Origin of the sequence: Haliea sp. (genome assembly GCF_040221975.1) — a bacterium.
GTDB lineage: Bacteria > Pseudomonadota > Gammaproteobacteria > Pseudomonadales > Halieaceae > Haliea.
On sequence record NZ_JAVJWR010000024.1, the window covers coordinates 1 to 20717 of the forward strand.

Annotated in this window: 22 protein-coding genes; 11 read left to right on the forward strand and 11 right to left on the reverse strand. The window is 65.0% G+C overall.

The window, feature by feature from the left end; genetic code table 11:
- The first annotated feature begins 262 nt into the window (after positions 1 to 262).
- Entirely contained in the window at positions 263 to 1747 is a 1485-nt protein-coding gene (gene ubiD / locus RLO07_RS09675; RefSeq protein WP_462291931.1) for a 4-hydroxy-3-polyprenylbenzoate decarboxylase, read from the forward strand.
- Here ubiD and RLO07_RS09680 read toward each other — a convergent pair.
- Genes RLO07_RS09680 through RLO07_RS09705 form a run of 6 tightly spaced genes read right to left on the reverse strand, consistent with a single transcriptional unit; the run spans position 1737 to position 7710 of the window.
- Positions 1737 to 2999 carry a heme biosynthesis HemY N-terminal domain-containing protein gene (locus RLO07_RS09680; RefSeq protein ID WP_462291932.1) on the reverse strand — a complete coding sequence of 421 codons (1263 nt, stop codon included), beginning with the start codon at positions 2997 to 2999 and terminating at the stop codon, positions 1737 to 1739. The two genes, ubiD and RLO07_RS09680, sit on opposite strands and share 11 nt — an antisense overlap.
- A 2-nt stretch (positions 3000 to 3001) precedes the next feature.
- Positions 3002 to 4204, reverse strand: a complete 1203-nt coding sequence (locus RLO07_RS09685) for a uroporphyrinogen-III C-methyltransferase (RefSeq protein WP_462291933.1) — start codon at positions 4202 to 4204, stop codon at positions 3002 to 3004.
- Complete coding sequence (locus RLO07_RS09690; RefSeq protein WP_462291934.1) at positions 4205 to 4978, reverse strand: uroporphyrinogen-III synthase; 774 nt, start codon at positions 4976 to 4978, stop codon at positions 4205 to 4207.
- Positions 4968 to 5900: a hydroxymethylbilane synthase gene (gene hemC / locus RLO07_RS09695; protein WP_462291935.1), complete on the reverse strand. Its 933-nt coding sequence runs from the start codon at positions 5898 to 5900 to the stop codon at positions 4968 to 4970. Before hemC ends, RLO07_RS09690 begins: the two co-directional genes overlap by 11 nt.
- Positions 5901 to 5929: 29 nt before the next feature.
- Positions 5930 to 6652, reverse strand: a complete 723-nt coding sequence (locus RLO07_RS09700; RefSeq protein WP_462291936.1) for a LytR/AlgR family response regulator transcription factor — start codon at positions 6650 to 6652, stop codon at positions 5930 to 5932.
- The gene (locus tag RLO07_RS09705) at positions 6649 to 7710 is read right to left on the reverse strand and encodes a sensor histidine kinase (protein WP_462291988.1); all 1062 of its coding nucleotides are present in this window, start codon (positions 7708 to 7710) and stop codon (positions 6649 to 6651) included. Before RLO07_RS09705 ends, RLO07_RS09700 begins: the two co-directional genes overlap by 4 nt.
- A gap of 116 nt (positions 7711 to 7826) precedes the next feature.
- On the opposite strand from RLO07_RS09705, the gene argH reads away from it, so the two are divergent.
- Complete coding sequence (argH, locus tag RLO07_RS09710) at positions 7827 to 9224, forward strand: argininosuccinate lyase (RefSeq protein ID WP_462291937.1); 1398 nt, start codon at positions 7827 to 7829, stop codon at positions 9222 to 9224.
- Here argH and RLO07_RS09715 read toward each other — a convergent pair.
- Positions 9221 to 10204 (reverse strand): DUF3187 family protein, encoded by a 984-nt coding sequence (locus RLO07_RS09715; RefSeq protein WP_462291938.1) that lies wholly within the window; start codon positions 10202 to 10204, stop codon positions 9221 to 9223. The genes argH and RLO07_RS09715 overlap by 4 nt on opposite strands.
- A 109-nt stretch (positions 10205 to 10313) precedes the next feature.
- Between RLO07_RS09715 and lptM the strand changes: the two genes are divergently transcribed.
- The 7 genes from lptM to RLO07_RS09750 all read left to right on the forward strand — a co-directional run bounded on the left by lptM (position 10314) and on the right by RLO07_RS09750 (position 15704).
- Positions 10314 to 10499 (forward strand): LPS translocon maturation chaperone LptM, encoded by a 186-nt coding sequence (gene lptM / locus RLO07_RS09720; protein ID WP_462291939.1) that lies wholly within the window; start codon positions 10314 to 10316, stop codon positions 10497 to 10499.
- Positions 10500 to 10507: 8 nt separating this feature from the next.
- Complete coding sequence (lysA, locus tag RLO07_RS09725) at positions 10508 to 11758, forward strand: diaminopimelate decarboxylase (RefSeq protein WP_462291940.1); 1251 nt, start codon at positions 10508 to 10510, stop codon at positions 11756 to 11758.
- A gap of 15 nt (positions 11759 to 11773) precedes the next feature.
- Positions 11774 to 12604 (forward strand): diaminopimelate epimerase, encoded by an 831-nt coding sequence (gene dapF, locus RLO07_RS09730; protein ID WP_462291941.1) that lies wholly within the window; start codon positions 11774 to 11776, stop codon positions 12602 to 12604.
- Between the two features lie 40 nt (positions 12605 to 12644).
- Positions 12645 to 13352 (forward strand): DUF484 family protein, encoded by a 708-nt coding sequence (locus RLO07_RS09735; RefSeq protein WP_462291942.1) that lies wholly within the window; start codon positions 12645 to 12647, stop codon positions 13350 to 13352.
- 13 nt (positions 13353 to 13365) lie between these two features.
- Positions 13366 to 14265, forward strand: a complete 900-nt coding sequence (gene xerC / locus RLO07_RS09740) for a tyrosine recombinase XerC (RefSeq protein ID WP_462291943.1) — start codon at positions 13366 to 13368, stop codon at positions 14263 to 14265.
- Between the two features lie 4 nt (positions 14266 to 14269).
- A complete protein-coding gene (locus RLO07_RS09745; protein ID WP_462291944.1) occupies positions 14270 to 14992 on the forward strand; it encodes an HAD family hydrolase in 723 nt (240 codons plus the stop codon).
- A gap of 397 nt (positions 14993 to 15389) precedes the next feature.
- Complete coding sequence (locus RLO07_RS09750) at positions 15390 to 15704, forward strand: BON domain-containing protein (RefSeq protein WP_462291945.1); 315 nt, start codon at positions 15390 to 15392, stop codon at positions 15702 to 15704.
- A 43-nt stretch (positions 15705 to 15747) separates the two neighbouring features.
- On the opposite strand, the gene glnK (RLO07_RS09755) is transcribed toward RLO07_RS09750, so the two are convergent.
- From glnK (RLO07_RS09755) to RLO07_RS09770, 4 genes are all read right to left on the reverse strand, one after another.
- Positions 15748 to 16086, reverse strand: coding sequence for a P-II family nitrogen regulator (gene glnK, locus RLO07_RS09755; protein WP_462291946.1), 339 nt, complete (start codon positions 16084 to 16086; stop codon positions 15748 to 15750).
- 133 nt (positions 16087 to 16219) lie between these two features.
- Positions 16220 to 17491 (reverse strand): ammonium transporter, encoded by a 1272-nt coding sequence (locus tag RLO07_RS09760; protein WP_462291947.1) that lies wholly within the window; start codon positions 17489 to 17491, stop codon positions 16220 to 16222.
- Positions 17492 to 17524: 33 nt separating this feature from the next.
- Positions 17525 to 17863 carry a P-II family nitrogen regulator gene (gene glnK, locus RLO07_RS09765; protein ID WP_462291948.1) on the reverse strand — a complete coding sequence of 113 codons (339 nt, stop codon included), beginning with the start codon at positions 17861 to 17863 and terminating at the stop codon, positions 17525 to 17527.
- Between the two features lie 62 nt (positions 17864 to 17925).
- Entirely contained in the window at positions 17926 to 18603 is a 678-nt protein-coding gene (locus tag RLO07_RS09770; protein ID WP_462291949.1) for a TorF family putative porin, read from the reverse strand.
- A gap of 306 nt (positions 18604 to 18909) precedes the next feature.
- Between RLO07_RS09770 and RLO07_RS09775 the strand changes: the two genes are divergently transcribed.
- Together RLO07_RS09775 and RLO07_RS09780 are read left to right on the forward strand one after the other, a co-directional pair.
- Complete coding sequence (locus RLO07_RS09775; RefSeq protein WP_462291950.1) at positions 18910 to 19170, forward strand: accessory factor UbiK family protein; 261 nt, start codon at positions 18910 to 18912, stop codon at positions 19168 to 19170.
- A 36-nt stretch (positions 19171 to 19206) separates the two neighbouring features.
- Complete coding sequence (locus RLO07_RS09780) at positions 19207 to 20709, forward strand: YifB family Mg chelatase-like AAA ATPase (RefSeq protein WP_462291951.1); 1503 nt, start codon at positions 19207 to 19209, stop codon at positions 20707 to 20709.
- Positions 20710 to 20717: the final 8 nt, after the last annotated feature.

Consider the following 20717-nt stretch of genomic DNA (forward strand, 5'->3'; position numbering starts at 1 on the left):
CGCGCCTGTGCGGGTGCGTAACACGGCGGGGCTCGCGGGCTTGGGGGGCCCCCTTCCCACGCGGCACACCGCTGAGTCGCGCCGGCACCGGCGCTCCCGCAGGGCCGCCGCACAAGCGTTGTGGGCTGCGTTGCGCTCACTTGAATTGGCGACGGCCAATCCTGCGCTCGCGCGCCTTGCCCACAACGCTTGTGCGACGGCTGAATGTTACCGAATTAGCCGCGCAGCCCACTAGCCCCGCACCCGGAAGCAAGGACAGCCCGTGAACTACAAAGATCTCCGCGAATTCATTGCCGCCCTGGAACAGCGTGGCGAGCTGGTGCGTATCCGCCAGGAAATTGACCCCAATCTGGAAATGACCGAGATCGCCGACCGCACCCTGCGCGCCGGTGGCCCGGCCCTGCTGTTCGAGAATCCGAAAGGCAGCCGGATTCCGGTGCTGGCCAACCTGTTCGGCACCCAGACCCGGGTAGCGCTGGGCATGGGGGCGGAAAATGTCAGCGCGCTGCGCGAGATCGGGGAAGTACTGGCCTACCTGCGCCAGCCCGATCCACCCAAGGGCCTGCGCGACGCCTGGGACAAGGCGCCGCTGCTGAAACAGGTGATGAACATGGGGCCGAAGCTGGTGCGCAACGCGCCCTGCCAGTACCACGCCCACAGTGGTGACGAGGTCGATCTGTACCAGCTGCCGATCCAGACCTGCTGGCCCGGCGACGCCGGACCGCTGGTGACCTGGCCGCTGGTGATCACCCGCGGCCCCAACAAGAGCCGCCAGAACCTCGGCATTTACCGCATGCAATTGATCGGCCGCAACAAGCTGATCCTGCGCTGGCTGTCGCATCGAGGTGGCGCCCTGGACTACCGCGACTGGCAGCTGCAGAACCCGGGCCAGCGCTATCCGGTGGCCATCGCCCTGGGGGCAGATCCCGCCACCACCCTGGGCGCGGTCACCCCGGTGCCGGACAGCCTGTCGGAATACGCTTTCGCGGGCCTGCTGCGGGGCAGCAAGACCGAGCTGACCGAGTGCTATACCGAGGGTTGCCGCGAGCACGGCCTGCAGGTGCCGGCCACCGCCGAATTCATCCTCGAAGGCTATCTGGAGCCCGGGGAAATGGCGGACGAGGGGCCCTTCGGCGACCACACCGGCTACTACAACGAGGTCGAGCGCTTCCCGGTCTTCACGGTGGAAGCGATCACCCACCGGGAAGACCCGATCTACCACAGCACCTATACCGGTCGGCCGCCGGATGAGCCGGCCATTCTCGGGCTGGCCCTGAACGAGGTGTTCGTGCCCATCCTGCAGAAGCAGTTCCCGGAAATCGTCGACTTCTATCTGCCGCCGGAGGGCTGTTCCTATCGTCTCGCCATCGTCACCATGCGCAAGGAGTACCCGGGCCATGCCAAGCGCGTCATGCTCGGCGTCTGGTCCTTCCTGCGCCAGTTCATGTACACCAAGTTCGTGATTGTGACCGACGCCGACGTCAACGCCCGCGACTGGCAGGATGTGATCTGGGCCATGACCACCCGCATGGACCCGCAGCGGGACAGCGTGTTCATCGACAATACACCCATTGATTACCTGGACTTCGCCTCACCGGTGGCCGGGCTGGGGTCCAAGGTGGGCTTCGACGCCACCAACAAGTGGCCCGGGGAAACCAGCCGCGAGTGGGGCACGCCGATCGCCATGAGTGACAGCGTGAAAACACGGATCGACGCGCTGTGGGACGAGCTGGGAATTACTCTCTGAGCGACGCCTGGGCCTGCTGGACGGAGCGCTCGGGCAATGGCAGCTGCGGCAGGCTTTTTTCCCGCAGCAGCAGCCCCTCGCGAAAACGGGCGGCGCTGGCTTTCTCCTCACCCAGCGCGGCGAGCAGTCGACCCAGCTCGGCACACACCTCCGGGCTGCGGCGCTGCTTGTAGCTGGCCTCGAAAAAATCCCGGGCCTTGCCCCAGAGCTGATGCCGGCATGCCAGGCGACCGAGACACAGCAGCAGCTGCGGATCCCGCGGGTGCGCGGCCAGCCAGGACTCCGCCTGCGCCAGCTGGCGTCCCGGGTTGTCCAGTTCAACGTAGCCGTACAGCCGGGCCAGGTCACTGTCCCACTCCTGCTTGAGGGCACGCTGGATAGTCCTGTCGGCGCCGGCGTGATCGCCCTCACGAATCAACAGACCCACATATAGCCGCAGCAGGGCCTTGTCCTGGCGCAGGTTGTTGGGCATGGCCTGCCAGCGCTGGTGCAGGTGCGATGGCCCACCGCTGGCGGCGGCATCCACTGCCACGCTCGCCTGCAGCAGCTGGGTGTAGACCTGGCGCTCCAGTTGCAGCAGCTCATCCGCCGGCAACACAGTGTGCTTGCGCAGCTCTGGCAGCAGTTTCAGCAACGCCTCCCAATCCTCAAGACCAAGGTAGGCCGAGCTCAGCAGTTGCAATACATGCGGGTGCTTGCCGGCATTGCGCCGGGCGCGCTCCAGCGTGGCGACGGCCTGTTCATACTGCTTGCCGCGCAACTTGAGTTCCGCCTGGGTCAGTTCCACGGCGATTCCGGCCTCGGAATCCGACTGCTCAGCGGCACTGAGGTACTCCCGCATACGATCCTGCTCACCCAGCTGGAAACTGGCGCGGGCCGCAATCAGGTAATTCAGCAGCGGCACCTCACTGTGGTCCGCACCGCGCAGCAGCTGGCGCCGCGCCGGCTCCCAGTTGCCCTCGATAAAGCTGATCAGGCCGCGATGCGTGAGCCGCGCAGCCCGCTGCGTCTTGCGCTGCCCCAGCCAGCCGGCCAGGGATTTCTGGCTGCTGAACAATTTGCGCACCAGGGCCACGCTGAGGTACAGGACCAGCGTAAGCAGTACCAGCAGCACGATGCCAACCCAGAGACTGGTTTCTATCGTGTAGTGGCCGTAGGCGATCAGCACATAGCCCGGATGGTTCTCGATCAGGGCGACAATGCCCACGCCCAGCAGTAGCGCGAGCAGGGCCAGCAACAGAAGTTTGCGCATACCTACTCGCCCCCGCCCCGTTGCAGGCGCTGCTCCATCACCGCATCCAGCTGCAGCAGCGAGCGGGAAATATCCGGAAACTCCACTGCAATCGGCTGCGCCGCCAGCTCGTCCAGCTCCCGTACGGCTGCTGCCGTAGCTGCGTCATCGGCGAGATAGTACTCCGTGAGCCAGCGCCTGGCCCGCTGCAGACTTGCCTGGTACAGGGGCTGGTTGCCAGACAACAGGGCTACCTGGGCCTGCTGCAGCAACATCACCAGGTTCTGTCGCAACAGGGCCTCCCACTGGGGATCCACCAGCGCCTCGAAAGGCATTTCCCGACGCCGCACCGTGACATACCGGGACAAGGTCTGCAGGGCTTGCTCGTAGCCCTGCCGCAGACGCTGTTGCCAGTCGTCGGCCTCCCCGGCAGTGGGGGCAGCCTCCCGCTCGGGCAGCTCGAAAATCACCAGCCCGGCGACCTGATCCACCAGTGCCGACAGGCGCAGATAGAGCCCCTCGGTATCAGTCTCCGGCAGGGCGCGCAGGGCGGCAATATCCGCTGCCACGGCGCGCCGCACCGGGTGCAGGGCGACATCCTCCAGCTGGCGCAGGACAGTGTCTGCGCTCTGCAGCAGGCCACGCGCGGAAGCCGCGTCACCCGCCATCAACAGGCGCTGGTTGGCCAGGCGCAGCAGGTATTCGACCTCTGCCAGCAACCAGCCGTCCTGGTCACCACCGCTGAGATCCGCCAGCTCGCTGCGCTGCTCGCGCAACTGGGCCTCCAGGGTTTGCAGGCGCCCGACCTGCTCCTGCAGAGCTTCCCGCTGTTGCTGCACGGTTTGTCGCTGCTCCTGCAGCTGCGGCTGCAGAGCGCCAAACTGCCGCTCCAGCGCCTCCACCTCGGCTCGCACCCCACTGACCTCGGCACCGCTGGCCACGCCCGCTGGAGCAGGGGCCGACCGATCGTCCGCTTCCAGCGCCGCCAGCCGCTGCAACAGCTCCGCCTCGCGCTCCTGCGCCTGCCACAGCAACCAGCCGGCGCCACCACCCAGACCCAATACCAGGAGCAACGCCAGCCAGGCGACTACGGTACCGCCACCTGACCTGACGGAGGAAGCCGGTAGTTCCGCGTTCACGGTGGGCGCGTGTCTGCCATCGGGCGGATCCGCGGCCCCGGTTTCCTCCTGCTGTGCCGGCAACACCGGATCTTTATCTTCGCTCACTCACTTGTCTCCCGTGTCCGCGACCCATGCATCCAGGGCACGCAACATGGCCTTGTCAGACGCATTGCCCGCAACCAGGCAATGCCTGAAGCCCGCGGCCGCCGCGGCCGCTGCAACCCGCCCGGAGGGCAACAACAGGCATATATCCTGTAACTTAGAGCTTTCTTCCGGGCTAAGCAACGCCAACATGTTGGCCAGACCTTCGCCGCTGCTGATCATGACAAGCCCGATATCCCAACGCGCCACCGCGGCGGCAAATTCTCCGGGCGCCAGGGCAGGTGCCACACGCCGGTAGCAGGCCAGGGTATCAACCCGCGCACCGCGGTCCACCAGCGCACGCGCCAGTGCCTCGCGTCCGCCCTCACCCTTGACCAGCAACACCCGCTCGCCGCTGCAGCTCTGCAAGTCCGGCAGGGCCAGCAGACCTTCACTGGTCATGTCGGAGCCCGGGGTCTGCGCGGTCACGCCAAAGGCTGCCAGCGCCCGCGCCGTGCCGTCGCCGACGGCGTACCAGTTCAGCCCCAGCGGCAGTTGCGGCCAGTGATTCTCGATCACCTCCATGCCAAAGCGCACCGCGTTGGCGCTGATGAAGATGATGTGGTGGAATTCGTCCAGGGCCAGCACCCGGGTGCGCTCTGCGGCGGGCAACGCGGCGAGCGGCTCCAGTGCCAGCAGCGGTAGCTGGTGGGCGCACAGTCCACGCGCACTGATGCCCTCGCAGAGGGCGTCCCCCTGCCCTGCCGGGCGCGTAACGAGTACGCCGCTAGCGGCCATACACCTCCGCCAGAACGGCGCCGGCACCCTGGGCCAGCAGGTCTTCGGCGACCGCAACACCCAGTGTCTCGGCGTCCGCAACTGGCGCCCGGCCCTCGGCGCGCAGCAACAGGCTGCCATCGGGCTTGCCCACCAGACCGCGCAACCACAGCTCGCTGCCTTCCGCCTCCAGCTCGGCATAGCAGGCGATCGGAACCTCGCAGCCACCCTGCAAGCGCCGATTGAGGGCTCGTTCGGCAGTTACCCGCAGGGAGGTAGGTTCATGATGCAGCGCCTGCAGCAGATCCAGCAGCTCACTGTCGTCACTGCGCAGTTCAATGCCCACCGCACCCTGGCCTCCGGCCGGAAGGGACTCGGCAACGGCCATGCGCTGGCGGATGCGATCCTCCATTTCCAGGCGCAGCAAACCCGCGGTCGCTAGCACAATCGCATCGTACTCGCCGTTATCGAGCTTGCGTAGCCGGGTATTGACGTTGCCGCGGAGAAAACGGATTTCCAGGTCCGGGCGGGCCGCCCGCAGCTGACACTCGCGCCGCAGGCTGGAAGTGCCAACCACGCCGCCAACAGGCAGCGCAGCAACGCTGTCGAAATGGTTGCTGACAAAAGCATCCCGGGGATCCTCGCGCGCGCAGATCACCCCGAGGCAGAGCCCCCCGGGAAAGGTCATGGGCACATCCTTCATCGAGTGCACCGCGATATCCGCGCTGCCGTCCAGCAGGGCCGTTTCCAGCTCCTTGACGAACAGGCCCTTGCCGCCCACCTTCGACAGCGGCACATCCAGCAGCTGGTCGCCACGGGAGGTCATGCCCAGCAGCTCTACCTGCAGGCCGGGGTGCGCCCCCTGCAGGGCGTCGCGAACAAATTCCGCCTGCCACAGGGCAAGCGGGCTCTCTCGGGTAGCGATGGTAATGGTGCGCGGCATCGGCAGCGGTTCCTTGTGTCGAACCGGGATCATAACAGCCGCGACTTGACCTCCGCCAGATGACGGCGGCTGACCTGGGGCCGGGTGTCGACGCCGTCCAGCTCCACCCACCAGCTGCCATCGGCTTCCCGGCGCAGGCGCTGAACATGAGCGACCGCCACCAGGGCGTTGCGGTGGACCCGCATGAAATCCGCCGCCAGTTCCCGCTCCAGATCCTTGAGCGCATCCTGCAGCAACAGCTGGCGACCGGGGGCGATGGCGGTCACATATTTCTGTTCGGCGAGGAAGCAGCGCACCTCGGAGATGGCCAGGGTCTCCACACCACGGTGGCCGCGACTGCTGACCTGGCTGCGCCCCGGCGCATCGTCGCCCGCCAGGGCTGCCAACTGCACCCGGTTCACCCGCCCGGCGCTGGCCAGTGCGCGGGCCAGCTCCACCTCCCGCACCGGTTTCAACAAATAGGCGACGGCCTGGTGCTGCAGGGCTTCCAGGGCATACTCGTCATAAGCTGTGCAGAAAATCACCGCCGGTGGCTGTGGCAGCCGGTCCAGTTCTGCCGCAACCGCGATCCCGTCCATCCCCGGCATGCGGATGTCCAGTAGCAGCAACGAGGGTTCTTCCCGCGCCAGCACCGCCAGCGCCTCGTCGCCGGAGGCCGCCTCCAGCACCACTGCGTCCGGGCGCAGCTTGCCCAGCAACCGCCGCAGACGCTCCCGGGCCAGCACCTCGTCATCCACCAGCATGATCTTCATGCCGGCGGCTCCAGTGGATAGCGCAGCTCGACCCGAAAGCGGCCGCTGGCCGGCACCCGCTGCAGGCTGGCCCGATCCCCGTAGAGAACCTGCAGGCGCTGCTCGATATTGCTGAGCGCCATCTGTTCACCGCGGCTGACCCCCGGGTGCTCCGGCACGGGATTTTCCACTACCGCGAGCAGTTGCCGGCCCTGCCGCGCCAGACGCACGCTGACGGTACCACCCGCAGGCAACAGCGACACGCCGTGATAGACCGCATTCTCCACCAGCGGCTGCAGCATCAGGCCGGGCATCGGCAGCGCCGACAGGCCCTCTTCAATACACCACTCCAGCTGCAGGCGCTCCCCCAGGCGCAGCTGCTCGATGCCCAGATAGAGCTCGCACAAGCGCAACTCGGCGGCCACCGTGGCGCCCCGCCCGGACTGGCGCAGGCTGGCCCGAAACAGCTCGGCCAAATCCTCCACCGCTTCCTCGGCGCGCTCCGGATGGGAGGCAATAAGACTGGCAATGCTGTTCAGCGTGTTGAACAGGAAGTGCGGGCGAATACTTGCCTGCATGGCATCCAGCCGCGCCTGCAGCTCGGAACGCTCGCGCAGGGTCAGCTGCTGCTGCAGATAGAAATAGCGCAGGGCAATACCCGCCACCAGTGCCGCCACCAGCAGATTGCGCAGTAACCACCAGCCCTGCTCCACGGCCCCCAGCCACTGGGGGTAGAAGCTGACGACCAGCTGGCTGGACAGCGCCGTAACCAACAGCACCAGCACAATGCTGCCCGCGGCGGCGACGGCCAGGCTGCGGCGAGCGAACCAGGCGCGCAGGACGCACAGCAGCGCCGCGCTGGACAACACCAGCCACTGCACCAGCAGCGAGCCGGTGGCAAAGACCGTCCAATTGAAGACCGGCAACTGGCTGACCGCCAGGGTATGAATCAGCACCACCAGTTCCGACAGCAGTACCAGGAAGAGGACCGAGCGCGGGGCACAAAGATCGGGAATGAAAAACTCGCCAGAAGCTCGCGCACCCATGACCATTGCCTGCTGCTCCACCGCGTCCTGCATCTGCACGATCCCCCTGCTCCACCAGTGATATACTTGCACCCTTGCGCGGCGGGAACAAGCGCCGGCCAGACCGCAATCGCCCGCCTCCGGGCCCCTGGGACAACAGAAAGGACAGCATGAGCAAGCAAACGGATACCAGCAAACTGTGGGGCGGACGCTTCACCGAAGCCACTGACCAGTTCGTACAGCGTTTCACCGCCTCGGTCCAATTCGACCAGCGCATGGCGGACGAGGACATTCGCGGCTCCCTGGCGCACGCCGACATGCTCTGTGCCGTTGGCGTACTCAGCGAGGAGGAGCGACAGCAGATCCACCAGGGGCTGGGGCAGATTCGCGAGGAAATCGCAGGCGGCCAGTTCCAGTGGTCGGTGGAACTGGAAGATGTCCACATGAACATCGAGTCGCGGCTGACCCAGTTGATCGGCAACACCGGCAAGAAGCTGCACACTGGCCGCTCCCGCAACGACCAGTGCGCTACCGATATCCGCCTGCACCTGCGCAGCGCCATAGACCTGATTGCCGCCGAACTGACCCGCCTGCAGCGCGGCACCATTGCGCTCGCCGCCGACAACTGCGACACCATCATGCCCGGCTTCACCCATTTGCAGACCGCGCAGCCGGTGGTGTTCGGCCACCATCTGCTGGCCTGGAATGAAATGCTGGAGCGCGACCATGGCCGCCTGATGGACTGCCGGGCCCGGCTCAACCAGTCACCTCTGGGAGCCGCAGCGCTGGCCGGCACCACCTACCCCATTGATCGGGAGATGACCGCCAGGGCGTTGGAATTCGACCGCCCCACCGAAAACTCCCTGGATTCCGTGTCCGACCGTGACTTCGCCATTGAATTCTGCGCCTTTGCCGCGCTGCTGATGACCCACCTGTCGCGGATCTCGGAAGAGCTGGTGCTGTGGACGTCTTCCCAGTTCAACTTCATCGAACTGCCGGACCGCTTCTGCACCGGCTCGTCGATCATGCCGCAGAAAAAGAATCCCGACGTGCCGGAATTGGTGCGCGGCAAGGTGGGCCGGGTAAACGGCCACCTGGTGTCCCTGCTGACCCTGATGAAGAGCCAGCCGCTGGCCTACAACAAGGACAACCAGGAGGACAAGGAGCCCCTGTTCGATACCATAGACACCGTGCTCGGCAGCCTCCGGGCCTTTGCCGACATGGTGCCCGCCATCCGCCCGAAGGTGGAACCGATGCGGGAGGCGGCGCGGCGGGGCTTCTCCACCGCCACTGACCTGGCCGACTACCTGGTGCGCAGGGGCCTGCCCTTCCGCGACGCCCACGAGGTCGTCGGCAAGGCCGTGGCCCAGGGCGTTGCCACCGGCACCGACCTCGCCGACATGAGCCTGGACACCCTGCAGGCATTCAGCGCCGAGATTGGCGCCGATGTGTTCGAGGTACTGACACTGGAAGGTTCGGTGGCGGCCCGCAACCACCTGGGCGGCACCGCACCACGACAGGTGACGGCCGCGGCCGCGCGCGCGCTGGCCAGGCTGGATGCCCGCTAGCGCGGTCGATAGCGCAAGCTGGCCTGGAAGGTGACGTCCGGCGCGGTCTCCACCCGGATGTCTTCGGCGAGACCCAGGTCCAGGGTCCAATCGGCACTGAAGCGCCAGCGCGCGCCTGCGGTCAGCAGCAGGGCGCTGCCGCCCAGCGCGGTCAGGCTGCTGTCCAGCGGTGCACTGTGGCTGTCGACCTGTAACAGCAGGGACAGGGAGTCCAGCCAGGCCCAGTCCATCCCGACCCCGGCAAACCACAAATCGCGCTCCTGCGCGGGCCCCAGCAGGTCAGAGCGACCCGCGCGCAGGTAGCCCGCCTGCCCCTGCCAGCTGAAGCGGCTGCCGGGTGCGGCGCGGCCGGCGCGCAGCACCACGAAGGCGTCCTCCGCGCCACTGCCGAGGAAGTCCCGCTCCCTGCCGCTGGCAAACTTGTAGCCGGCACCGGCACTGAGCTGCCAGCTGTCGTCGCGGTACAGGGCGCGGTGCAGTGCCAGGGTGATATCGCCGACGCCGCCGGAGGAATCCCGCAGGTCAAAGCCGCCCGAGGTCGACACGTAGCGGTAATCCAGCCGATCCCGGGGTACGTCCTTGCGGCCGCCGTCCGGCATCCCCCAGAAGTCGTGCCAGCCGTCAATCAGGCTGTCCAGGGAGCCGCCATCGTGGCTCAGCACGGGCACTTCCAGTTGCAGTTCCCAGTGCTCGGCCAGTCCGTAGCGCAGGTCAAACGCCATCCGCCAGGTCTCGCCATCCAGGTTCACCGTCTCGCGGCGGTTGCTGTCCACCGCGAAATGGCTGGCAATGCCGGCGTGGGCGGCAAACTGCCAGCGGCCCGGCGCGGCGAGTTCCGCTGCTCGCGACGACGGCAACCCGAACAGGCCGGCAACCGGGCTCAGGTTTTTCGCATACAACGGCTCAGTGGCAGCGGCAGCCACTGGCAAGGCCAGCAGGCATCCCACTATCCCGACGACCGGGCCTCGGTACTGGTACATCCGTTCTCCCCCTCGACCGTTCAATGCCCGGATAGTACACCGTGCAGATGACAGATTCTGCCGGTGATTCAGGTATACTGCGCCCTTTTCCAGGCCGGATTCAGCTCCCATGCGCACCCTGTTGCCCACCACTGCTCTCACCCTGGCGTTGCTGGCCCTGGCGGGCTGTGGCCAGACCGGGCCCCTGCAGTTGCCGCCCCGGGAGGCGCCGGCACCAGCGGCCGAGCCGCAGCCGCAGCCGCAAGCAGACGACACAGAAGCCGAGCCCGCGGCGGCCCCGGCCAGCAACGGATAATCCCGACCATGAGCAGTTTCCACTACAGCGATGGCGTTCTCTACGCCGAGCAGGTCAGCGTCGACGATATCGCGGCGCAATTCGGCACCCCCTGCTATGTCTATTCCCGGGCCGCCCTGGAGGCGGCCTTTGGCGCCTACCGGGAGGCACTGGCGGACTGGCCCCACCTGATCTGCTATGCGGTCAAGGCCAACTCCAATATCGCGGTACTGGACGTGCTGGCGCGCCTCGGCGCCGGCTTCGACATCGTCTCCGCAGGTGAACTCGAGCGGGTCATCGCCGCGGGGGGTGACCCGGCCAGAACCGTCTTTTCCGGCGTCGCCAAGACCCCGGCGGAGATGGCGCGGGCGCTGGAGCTGGGCATCCACTGCTTCAACGTCGAGTCCGCGGCGGAACTGGATGTGCTCAACCGCGTCGCCGGCAGCATGGACCGGCTGGCCCCGGTATCCATCCGCGTGAATCCGGATGTCGATGCCCGTACCCACCCCTACATCTCCACCGGGCTGCGGGAAAACAAGTTCGGCCTGGGCGTGGCCGAGGCCCTGCCCCTGTATCGACGCGCCGCGGCCCTGCCCCACATTGACGTACAGGGACTCGACTGTCATATCGGTTCCCAGCTCACCGAACTGAGCCCGTTCATCGACGCCCTGCGACGCCTGCTGGTGCTGGTGGACGAGCTCGCCGCCGAGGGCATCGCGATACGCCACCTGGATCTCGGTGGCGGGCTGGGGGTGCGCTACCGGGACGAAGCGCCACCGGCAATCGGTGACTATATCGCCGCCATTCGCGCCGAGCTGGGCGCACGACAACTGCCGCTGGTATTTGAACCGGGGCGCTCCATCTGCGCCAATGCCGGCCTGCTGCTGACCCGGGTGGAATACCTGAAGCAGACCCCTGAGCACAACTTTGCGCTGGTGGATGCGGGCATGAACGACATGATCCGCCCCGCCCTGTACCAGGCCTGGCTGGACATCCAGCCCAGTCACCCGGCCACCGAGGGCATTGCCGCACAGTGGGACGTTGTCGGCCCGGTGTGCGAAACCGGCGACTTCCTGGGCAAGCAGCGGCAGCTGACCCTGCAGCAGGGTTCCCTGCTGGCAATGTTCGGTGCCGGCGCCTACGGTTTCAGCATGAGCTCGAATTACAACAGCCGGCCCCGCGCCGCCGAGGTCATGGTGGACGGCACTGCTGTACACGAGGTCAGGACACGGGAAACCGTGGCCGACCTGCTGCGGCTGGAAAGCCGTCTGCCGACCTGAACCGGTAGTGCCAGGATGCTGCTGAAGTTCACCAAGATGCACGGCGCGGGCAATGACTTTGTGGTCATAGACCTGATCAGCCAGCGCTACCGGCCGCGGGAACAGGACATGCGCCTGCTTGCAGACCGCCATTTCGGTGTCGGCTGTGACCAGATATTGCTGGTGGAAGCTCCGGACAGCCCGAATGTGGATTTCCGCTACCGCATTTTCAACGCCGACGGCAGCGAGGTGGAAAACTGCGGCAACGGCGCCCGCTGCTTTGCCCGCTTCGTGCGCGACAAGCAGCTCACGGGCAAGCGCGTCATCCGGGTACAGACAGCCGGTGGCGTGCTGGAATTGCGGGTGCGGGACAAGCACCGGGTAGAAGTGGACATGGGCATGCCGGTGTTCGCTCCCGCCGCAATCCCTTTCGCCGCTGCGGCGCAGGCGGACAACTACCCCCTTGAAGTCGACGGCCAGCAACTGGAGATAGGCGCCCTGTCCATGGGCAACCCCCATGCGTTGCTGCGCGTGGACGACATCGACACGGCGCCAGTCGCCACCCTGGGACCCATCATCGAGCGCCACCCCGATTTTCCGCAACGGGTCAACGTCGGTTTCATGCAGGTCGTCTCGGCTCGGGACGTTCGCCTGCGGGTGTATGAGCGCGGCGCCGGCGAGACGCTTGCCTGTGGCACCGGCGCCTGCGCCGCGGCCGTATACGGCATCTTGCGCGGCTGGCTGCAGGATACCGTGACAGTGCAGCTGCCTGGCGGTAAGCTTGAAATCGCCTGGGCCGGGATGGGTCATTCCGTCACCATGACCGGGCCCACAGCCGTGGTGTTTGAAGGCACTATAAGAATTTGATGCCGCTGTGCGGCTACTGGAACCGGAGAGAAGAGAGACCATGCCAGCCAGAAAGGAACCGGCAGTCACCGCGGCGAGCCCCGAGCTTGACGATGAAGCGGTGCGGGAGTACCTGAAGAGTCACAGCGATTTCCTCCAGCGCCATCCGGACATGCTCAGTTTCCTGCATGTGTCCCATGCGTCCGGCAGTGCGGTGTCGCTGGTCGAAAAACAGGTCAGCGTATTGCGGGAGCGCAATATCGAGATGCGCCAGCGACTCAATGCCCTCACTGCCAACGCCCGTCACAACGACAGGCTCTATGAGCAGACCCGGCGTCTGGTGCTGGGCCTGCTGGATGCACAGTCCCTGGCCGCCCTCTGTGCCGCATTCACCAGGGCCATGCACGACGACTTCGAAGTGGAGCACGCCAGCATCATCCTGTTCGGTGATCGGCACCAGGCGCCGGAGGGCGTCCGGGTCGAGAGCGCCGAGCGTGCACGGATCGAAATCGGTGCCCTGTTGCGCGGGCGCAAGGCACTCTGCGGGCCGCTGCGCAAGGAGGAACTGAATTACCTGTTCCCCGATGGCGGTGCAGTCGGCTCCGCAGCGGTCATGCCCCTGGTCAGCGGCGAGGAGCTCGGCGTGATTGCGGTGGGCAGCTCCGACGCCCATCGCTACAGCAGCAGCATGGGTACCCTGTTCCTGCAGCATATCGCCGAGGTACTGGTGCGCCTGCTGCCACGCTTCGACGTCGACCCGAGCGACTGACCCCGCAATGGCAATGCCACTGCCCGCAGCCAGTGCCGCCTTCATCAATTACCTGAGGGATGTGCGGCAACTGTCTCCACACACCATCAGCAACTACCAGCGTGACCTGCGCTCCCTGGTGGACTACTGCAGCGCGCGCCAACGCGAGGATGCCGGCGCCATCCATGAAGCCGATATCCGCGGCTGGGTGAGCCAGCTGCATCGCCACGGTCTCGCCGGCAGCAGCATCCAGCGGGCACTGTCGGCGGCGCGTTCCTTGTTCAACTATCTGGGTCGCGAGCAGGGCCACAGTCGCAACCCTGCTGCCGCTGTGCAGGCACCGCGGCAACCCCGGCGCCTGCCGAAGACCCTGGATGCGGACCAGGTCAACAAGTACCTGCAATTTGCTGCCGACGACCCCATGGCGCTGCGCGACAGTGCCATTGCCGAACTGTTTTACTCCTCCGGTCTGCGGCTGGCGGAACTGGTGGCGATCAACCTGGACGACATCGACCACCCGGCACAGCTGGTGACCGTGACCGGCAAGGGCCGCAAGACCCGCACCATACCGGTCGGTTCAGTGGCCCTGGCGGCAATCGGCCGCTGGCTGGCAGTGCGCCCCCCCAGCACCGACCCCGCCCTGTTTACCAGCAATCGCGGCCAGCGCATCAGCGTGCGCAATGTCCAGGCCAGGCTGAAGCTGCAGGGCCGCCGTGCGGGCATGTACCAGGACGTGCATCCACACATGCTGCGCCACTCTTTCGCCAGCCACATGCTGGAATCCAGTGGCGACCTGCGGGCCGTGCAGGAACTGCTGGGCCACGCCAATATCGCCACTACCCAGATCTACACCCATCTCGACTTCCAGCACCTCGCCAAGGTCTACGATGCCGCCCATCCCCGGGCCAGGCGCCGCAAGACCGGGCCTGACTGAAGCCGTGAAGATCGCCGTCATTACCTTTGATCTGGACAACACACTCTGGGATGTGGAACCCGCCCTGCTGCGCGCGGAGCAGGCCCAGCGCGACTGGCTGCTGCAGTATCGTCCCGGCAGTATCGAGCACCTGGATCACGACAGCCTGTGGGAATTCAAGAAGGCCGTATGGAAGCGGCATCCGGAGCTGGCCCACCACGTCAGCCAGATGCGTATCCGCATGCTTTGCGAATTGCAGCTGGCGGCGGGCTACAGCGAAGCAGACAGTGAGCGTGGCGCCCTGGACGCATTTGCTGCATTTCTGGAGGAGCGCCACAAAGTTGAGCTGTATGAGGAAGCGCTGGCGGTGCTGCGGCAACTGGCCGGCAGCTACCGGCTGGGAGCCCTCACCAACGGCAATGCCGACATCTACAAGACCGATGCTGCAGAGTACTTTGATTTCGCGTTTCTGGCTGAAGATATTGGAGCGAGCAAGCCGGCACCGAACATGTTTCGGGCAGCACTGGCAAGAACCGGGGTGGAGCCCGGGCAGATCGTGCACGTCGGCGACAACCCCGAGCACGACATACTCGGCGCCAGCCAGGTTGGCCTGCGCACCGTCTGGGTCAACCTGCAGGGCGCAGCCTGGAGCCGCACTGACATCCTGCCTGATGCGGAGGTTTTACAACTCGCCGAGTTGCCGGCAGTCATTCGCAACATGGATGACATCGAAGTAATGAACCGATAAAAAAACGGAAGCACCGCAGTGCCTCCGTAAGGGGGGACGGCCAAAGCTGTTGTCTAGTCGTGCGCGTACTCCAGCGGAGCCGCGAGCGCTGTTTCATTCATGGCGACCACTGCAGCCAGTGTCATGGAAGTCATTGTGTCCATGCGGTTCCTCCTCTTTCCAGCATGCAGGTCTGCACACCGGACAGACTTGACAGGGAAACGACCCTGAGCATCGAGAACCTAGCAGATATCCTGAACAATCCGCAGACGGAAGTCTGTGCGACAGCGTACCGACTGGCACCGGCAACACCCCCGATCATGGCTCCGCAACCGGGCAGGTAATCATTACTGCATACAGGGCCCGCAATGGTGCGCTGTCACCAATGCGGGCCAACAACCTACCAAGAGTATTGAACATGAGCATTTCAATTAGAAATTTTCCGACCTTCATTGTGGCCGCCATGTTGGCGCTGCTGGTTGGCTGCGCCTCCACCGAGGATCAGGCAGGCACCGGCGAATACATCGATGACACTGTTATCACCACCAAAGTTAAGGCAGCAATCTTCAACGATCCCGAGTTGAAGAGCATGGAAATCAACGTCGAGACCTTCAAGGGTGTGGTTCAGATGAGCGGCTTCGTCAACTCACAGGCTGACATCAACCAGGCCGTACGTCTTGCGCGCGAGGTGAAGGGTGTCAAGTCCGTGAAAAACGACATGAAACTCAAATAACCGCTATCCTCTGCCGCCCCATGGCGGCTTTATGGAGCGGGTTTCAGATAGCTTCTTCCCCGGTTTCACCGGTACGGATGCGGATCACCTGCTCCATCTCCGTGACGAAAATCTTGCCGTCACCAATCTTGCCGGTATTGGCAGCCTTGATAATGGCCTCAATGGTCGCGTCGAGCTGAGTCTCACTCACGGCAATTTCCAGTTTCAGCTTGGGCAGGAAGTCCACCACATACTCCGCGCCCCGATAGAGCTCGGTATGGCCGCGCTGACGTCCGAAGCCCTTGACCTCCGTCACAGTGATGCCCTGCACCCCGATATCCGACAGGGCGGCACGGACGTCGTCCATCTTGAAAGGCTTGATAATGGCAGTGACCAGCTTCATCGCGATGCTCCAACACGTTCAACAGGGGAGTCATTATGAAAGCCGGGCGCAGAATCGCAAGGGGCGAGCACAAAAAAGGGGGCCCGAAGGCCCCCAAAGCACGCATTGCATCAATGCGCCCGCAAGACTGAAACTACTTTTGAGAGACGAACTCGGGATACGCTTCCATGCCGCACTCGGACATGTCGACCCCTTCGTACTCCTCTTCTTCGCTGACCCGGATACCCATGACCGCCTTGAGGATGCCCCAGACGATCAGGCTGGCGCCGAATACCCAGACAAAGATCACCAGCAGACCAACCAGCTGACCCATGAAGGTGGCGTCGGGGTCTGACAGCAGCACCGCGAAGATGCCCCAGATGCCGACCACGCCGTGTACCGAGATGGCACCGACCGGATCATCGATCTTGATCTTGTCCATGGCCACGATGCTGCCCACCACGATCGCACCACCGATGGCACCAATGATCATTGCCAGCAGGGGCGAGGGATCGGCCGGTTCCGCGGTAATGGCCACCAGGCCGGCGAGAGCGCCGTTCAGGGCCATGGTCAGGTCCGCCTTGCCGAACACGAGGCGTGACAGCAGCAGGGCCGCGATCAGGCCACCGGCGGCGGCGGCGTTGGTGTTCAGGAACACGTTGGCCACTTCGTTGGCAACTCCGATACCGCCCAGCTTGAGGGTGGAGCCACCGTTGAAGCCGAACCAGCCCATCCACAGGATGAAGGTGCCGAGGGTCGCCAGCGGCATGTTGGCGCCGGGAATGGCACGGACAGAACCGTCGGCAGCGTACTTGCCCTTGCGAGCACCCAGCAGCAGCACACCCGCCAGGGCCGCGGCGGCGCCAGCCAGGTGCACGATACCGGAGCCGGCATAGTCGCTGTAGCTCAGCTCACCGATGAACGGTACTGCCTTGCCACCCCAGGTCCAGCCGCCCTGAATCGGGTAGATGAAACCGGTCATCACCACCGCAAAGGCCAGGAAAGCCCACAATTTCATGCGCTCGGCCACGGCACCGGAGACAATGGACATGGCGGTAGCAACAAACACCACCTGGAAGAAGAAGTCCGAGGCGCCAGAGTACACCGAGTCGCCATCGAAGCCGGCTGCAGCGGAATCCGCCAACACTGCGGCTACCGCCGCCTCATCCATCTGCGCCACCGTGGTCACGCCGGACAGCAGGAAGCCGCCGTCGTACATGAAGTGGTAGCCGCAGATCAGGTACATGGTGCAGGCCACTGCGTACAGGGCCACGTTCTTGGTCAGGATCTCGGTGGTGTTCTTGGCACGCACCAGCCCCGCCTCCAACATTGCGAAGCCGGCCGCCATCCACATCACCAGCGCGCCGCACACCAGGAAGTAAAAGGTGTCCATCGCATACTGTAATTCAAAAATCTGGTTTTCCATGGGAATCACTCTCGTCTGTTAGTCGCGTTGGTTTCAGATGGCTTCTTCGCCGGTCTCGCCGGTTCGAATCCGAATCACCTGCTCCAGTGTCGACACGAAAACCTTGCCGTCACCGATCTTGCCGGTGTTGGCCGCCTTGGTGATCGCTTCAATGGTTTTTTCGGCCATGGCCTCGGCGACGGCCACCTCGATCTTGACCTTGGGAAGGAAGTCGACGACGTACTCGGCACCCCGATACAACTCGGTGTGACCCTTCTGACGACCGAAGCCCTTGACCTCGGTGACGGTGATACCCTGCACACCGATTTCAGAAAGCGCTTCGCGTACATCGTCCAGTTTGAATGGCTTGACGATAGCCGTGATCAGTTTCATGCAAATCTCCTGGTTTCAACTGGGCGCCCCGAAGGGCGCCGATGGGGACAGTCCCGGCGCGCTCAGAAGCTCTTCGAGATGGAGAACACGACGCGGTCATCGGCGGCGTCGACATCGTCGAGGTCGGTGCCGATGAGGGCGAGGCCGAAGTCCAGATCGTAGGCGCTGTAGCCCAGGGTGACGCCGTAATCCATGTAGGTATCGGCACCGTCTTCCCAGAAATCGTCCTGATCGGTGTCGGTATAACCGATATTGAAGTCGACGCTGAACTCCTCGGTGAGGCTCATGGAGTAGCCGGCGGAGTAGTAGATATAGGTGGGGCCGTTATCGCCGAATTCATCGGAATAGTTCACGCCGGCGCTGAAATCCGCGTAGCTGAGGCCGAGAGCAAACTCGAGATAGTCGAATTCCGGCTCGTTCTCGTAATCGTAGTAGATGAACCCGATATCGTAGCCGAGGCCACCCGCGGTTTCTCCGGCAAAGCCACCGTAGTAATCCATCTCGGTGGAGGCGTCGCCGCCGAAGTTGATGTTCGAACCCCAGATGCCCGCATACAAACCGGTCTCACCGGACCAGTCGAAGCCACCCTGGATGGCCCCGCGCTCACCGGTCTGGGAGATACCGCGGAAAGTGTAATCCGTCGCCAGGGTGACGTTGGCGCTGATTTCTGCCTGGGCAGACGCAGCACCAATCAACAAGGCAGCGGCGATGGAAGCGGGAAGCAGTTTCTTGTGCAGCATGTTTCGTTCTCCTTGGGTTGGCGTCCGGAAGGCCCGGGTGGTGGCCTGGGGTTGCTTCCGGGACACATTTTTCGCATTCGCCCCTGACAATTAGCAGAGGCTGTGCCAAGAGAGCTAAAAACAATTAAATACAATACGTTAGGAGATTTTTCTGGCCCTGTTGAGCCCTTGCGCACCGCTATGGGCGCAGGTGCGGTGCACCGATTCGATGCGCCGCACAAAATTGGTGCACAGAGATGATCTGTGCCACCCCGGCCAATTGCACTACACTGCAGCCACTGTCACTGCCTTGAGGAAAAGCGCGCCATGGCCCTGAAACCCCCACCGCTGGGCGACATCCTGCAGCAGATGAACGCGCTGGTCGCTGGCTCCGGGCTCCGCGCCGACGTGGACAAGAGCGTCCGCGCCCTGACTCAATCGGCACTGGGCAAGCTGGAGGTGGTCAGCCGGGAAGAATTCGATGCCCAGGCGGCCATCCTTGCCCGAACCCGGGCGCGGGTCGCTGAACTGGAGGCGGACCTGGAAGCCTTGACCAGGGAGTTCGAGGCCCGCGCGGAAAACAACTAACGGTCAGCCCCGGAGGGGCGTGCTCAAGGATGAGCCATGGAATTGTCTGTTATCTACAGTCGCGCGGCGGCGGGCATTGCCGCACCCCTGGTGCAGGTGGAAACCCATCTCGGCAACGGCCTGCCCGCCTTCAACATCGTCGGACTGCCGGAAACCGCAGTGCGCGAGAGCCGTGACCGGGTCCGCTGCGCCCTGCAGAACTCGCATTTCGACTTTCCGGACCGGCGCATAACCGTGAACCTGGCGCCGGCGGACCTGCCCAAGGAGGGCGGCCGCTTCGATCTGCCTATCGCCCTCGGCATTCTCGCCGCCAGTGGCCAGCTCCCGACCGCAAGCATCCCGGGCCACGAATTTATCGGTGAGCTGGCGCTCGGCGGCACTATCCGTGCCATCCCCGGTATCATCCCTGCGGCCCAGGCCTGCTCCGTCGCGGACCGCACGCTGGTGACACCGGCAGCCAACGCCGCCCTGGCAGCCGTGGTGCCCGGCAGCAGGATCATCGGCGCCGGGGACCTGCTGACCCTGTGTGCGCACCTGAACGGCCGCCAGCCGCTGTCGCTGATGCCGCCCACGCTGGCGGGGGATTGCGCGGTACGCTACCCCGACCTGGCGGACGTCACCGGCCAGAGCCTGGCCCGGCGAGCACTGGAAATCGCCGCCAGCGGCGGCCACAACCTGTTGCTGTGCGGCCCGCCAGGGACCGGTAAAACCCTGCTCGCGAGCCGTCTGCCCGGCATCCTGCCAGCGCCGGACCCGGAGGAGGCACTGACCTGTGCCGCCCTCCACAGTTTCTATGACAGTACCAGCCTCGAGCACCTGTGGCGACGCCCCTTCCGCAGCCCGCACCACAGCGCCAGTGCCGCGGCGCTGGTCGGCGGCGGCGCGCGCCCACGGCCCGGTGAAGCCAGTCTCGCTCACGGCGGCGTCCTGTTCCTCGACGAGTTGCCCGAGTTCAGCCGCCAGGTACTGGAAATGCTGCGGGAACCCATGGAGGCCGCCGCCATTACCCTGTCGCGGGCCAATCACAAGTTCACCTATCCGGCCCGCTTCCAGCTCGTCGCCGCCATGAACCCCTGTCCCTGCGGATTCCACGGCGATGACCAGCAGCCCTGCCGCTGCACCCCGGACCAGATCCAGCGCTACCGCCAGCGCCTGTCGGGGCCGCTGCTGGACCGGATCGACCTGCACGCGCACATGCCGCGCCTGGACGCTGCGAGCCTGCTGCGGGAGCGCACAGGGGCGGAGAGTTCAGCATCGGTAAGGAAGCGGGTGATTGCGGCGCGAAGCTGCCAGCTGCAGCGACAGGGCTGCACCAATGCCGCGCTGCCAGACGAACAGTTCCGTGAGGTTTGCCAGCTGGGGCCGGCAGCGAGGCAGCAGCTGGAGCGGGCCGCCGACGCCATGCACCTCTCGGGCCGCGGCCTCCACCGCAGCCTGCGGGTAGCCCGCACGCTGGCGGACATGGCCGGCGCCGCCCGCATCGACAGCAGCCACATCGCCGAGGCCCTCGCCTTCCGGCAGCAGGGCACCTGGTCCTGAAGCGGGGT

What these genes read in the sequence shown, in the direction of transcription:
- RLO07_RS09680 (WP_462291932.1), bottom strand. Translation starts at nt 2,999, where the DNA reads ATGCGCAAACTTCTGTTGCTGGCCCTGCTCGCGCTACTGCTGGGCGTG.
- RLO07_RS09690 (WP_462291934.1), bottom strand. Translation starts at nt 4,978, where the DNA reads ATGGCCGCTAGCGGCGTACTCGTTACGCGCCCGGCAGGGCAGGGGGAC.
- hemC (WP_462291935.1), bottom strand. Translation starts at nt 5,900, where the DNA reads ATGCCGCGCACCATTACCATCGCTACCCGAGAGAGCCCGCTTGCCCTG.
- RLO07_RS09700 (WP_462291936.1), bottom strand. Translation starts at nt 6,652, where the DNA reads ATGAAGATCATGCTGGTGGATGACGAGGTGCTGGCCCGGGAGCGTCTG.
- RLO07_RS09705 (WP_462291988.1), bottom strand. Translation starts at nt 7,710, where the DNA reads ATGCAGGACGCGGTGGAGCAGCAGGCAATGGTCATGGGTGCGCGAGCT.
- argH (WP_462291937.1), top strand. Translation starts at nt 7,827, where the DNA reads ATGAGCAAGCAAACGGATACCAGCAAACTGTGGGGCGGACGCTTCACC.
- RLO07_RS09715 (WP_462291938.1), bottom strand. Translation starts at nt 10,204, where the DNA reads ATGTACCAGTACCGAGGCCCGGTCGTCGGGATAGTGGGATGCCTGCTG.
- lptM (WP_462291939.1), top strand. Translation starts at nt 10,314, where the DNA reads ATGCGCACCCTGTTGCCCACCACTGCTCTCACCCTGGCGTTGCTGGCC.
- lysA (WP_462291940.1), top strand. Translation starts at nt 10,508, where the DNA reads ATGAGCAGTTTCCACTACAGCGATGGCGTTCTCTACGCCGAGCAGGTC.
- dapF (WP_462291941.1), top strand. Translation starts at nt 11,774, where the DNA reads ATGCTGCTGAAGTTCACCAAGATGCACGGCGCGGGCAATGACTTTGTG.
- RLO07_RS09735 (WP_462291942.1), top strand. Translation starts at nt 12,645, where the DNA reads ATGCCAGCCAGAAAGGAACCGGCAGTCACCGCGGCGAGCCCCGAGCTT.
- xerC (WP_462291943.1), top strand. Translation starts at nt 13,366, where the DNA reads ATGCCACTGCCCGCAGCCAGTGCCGCCTTCATCAATTACCTGAGGGAT.
- RLO07_RS09750 (WP_462291945.1), top strand. Translation starts at nt 15,390, where the DNA reads ATGAGCATTTCAATTAGAAATTTTCCGACCTTCATTGTGGCCGCCATG.
- glnK (WP_462291946.1), bottom strand. Translation starts at nt 16,086, where the DNA reads ATGAAGCTGGTCACTGCCATTATCAAGCCTTTCAAGATGGACGACGTC.
- RLO07_RS09760 (WP_462291947.1), bottom strand. Translation starts at nt 17,491, where the DNA reads ATGGAAAACCAGATTTTTGAATTACAGTATGCGATGGACACCTTTTAC.
- glnK (WP_462291948.1), bottom strand. Translation starts at nt 17,863, where the DNA reads ATGAAACTGATCACGGCTATCGTCAAGCCATTCAAACTGGACGATGTA.
- RLO07_RS09770 (WP_462291949.1), bottom strand. Translation starts at nt 18,603, where the DNA reads ATGCTGCACAAGAAACTGCTTCCCGCTTCCATCGCCGCTGCCTTGTTG.
- RLO07_RS09775 (WP_462291950.1), top strand. Translation starts at nt 18,910, where the DNA reads ATGGCCCTGAAACCCCCACCGCTGGGCGACATCCTGCAGCAGATGAAC.
- RLO07_RS09780 (WP_462291951.1), top strand. Translation starts at nt 19,207, where the DNA reads ATGGAATTGTCTGTTATCTACAGTCGCGCGGCGGCGGGCATTGCCGCA.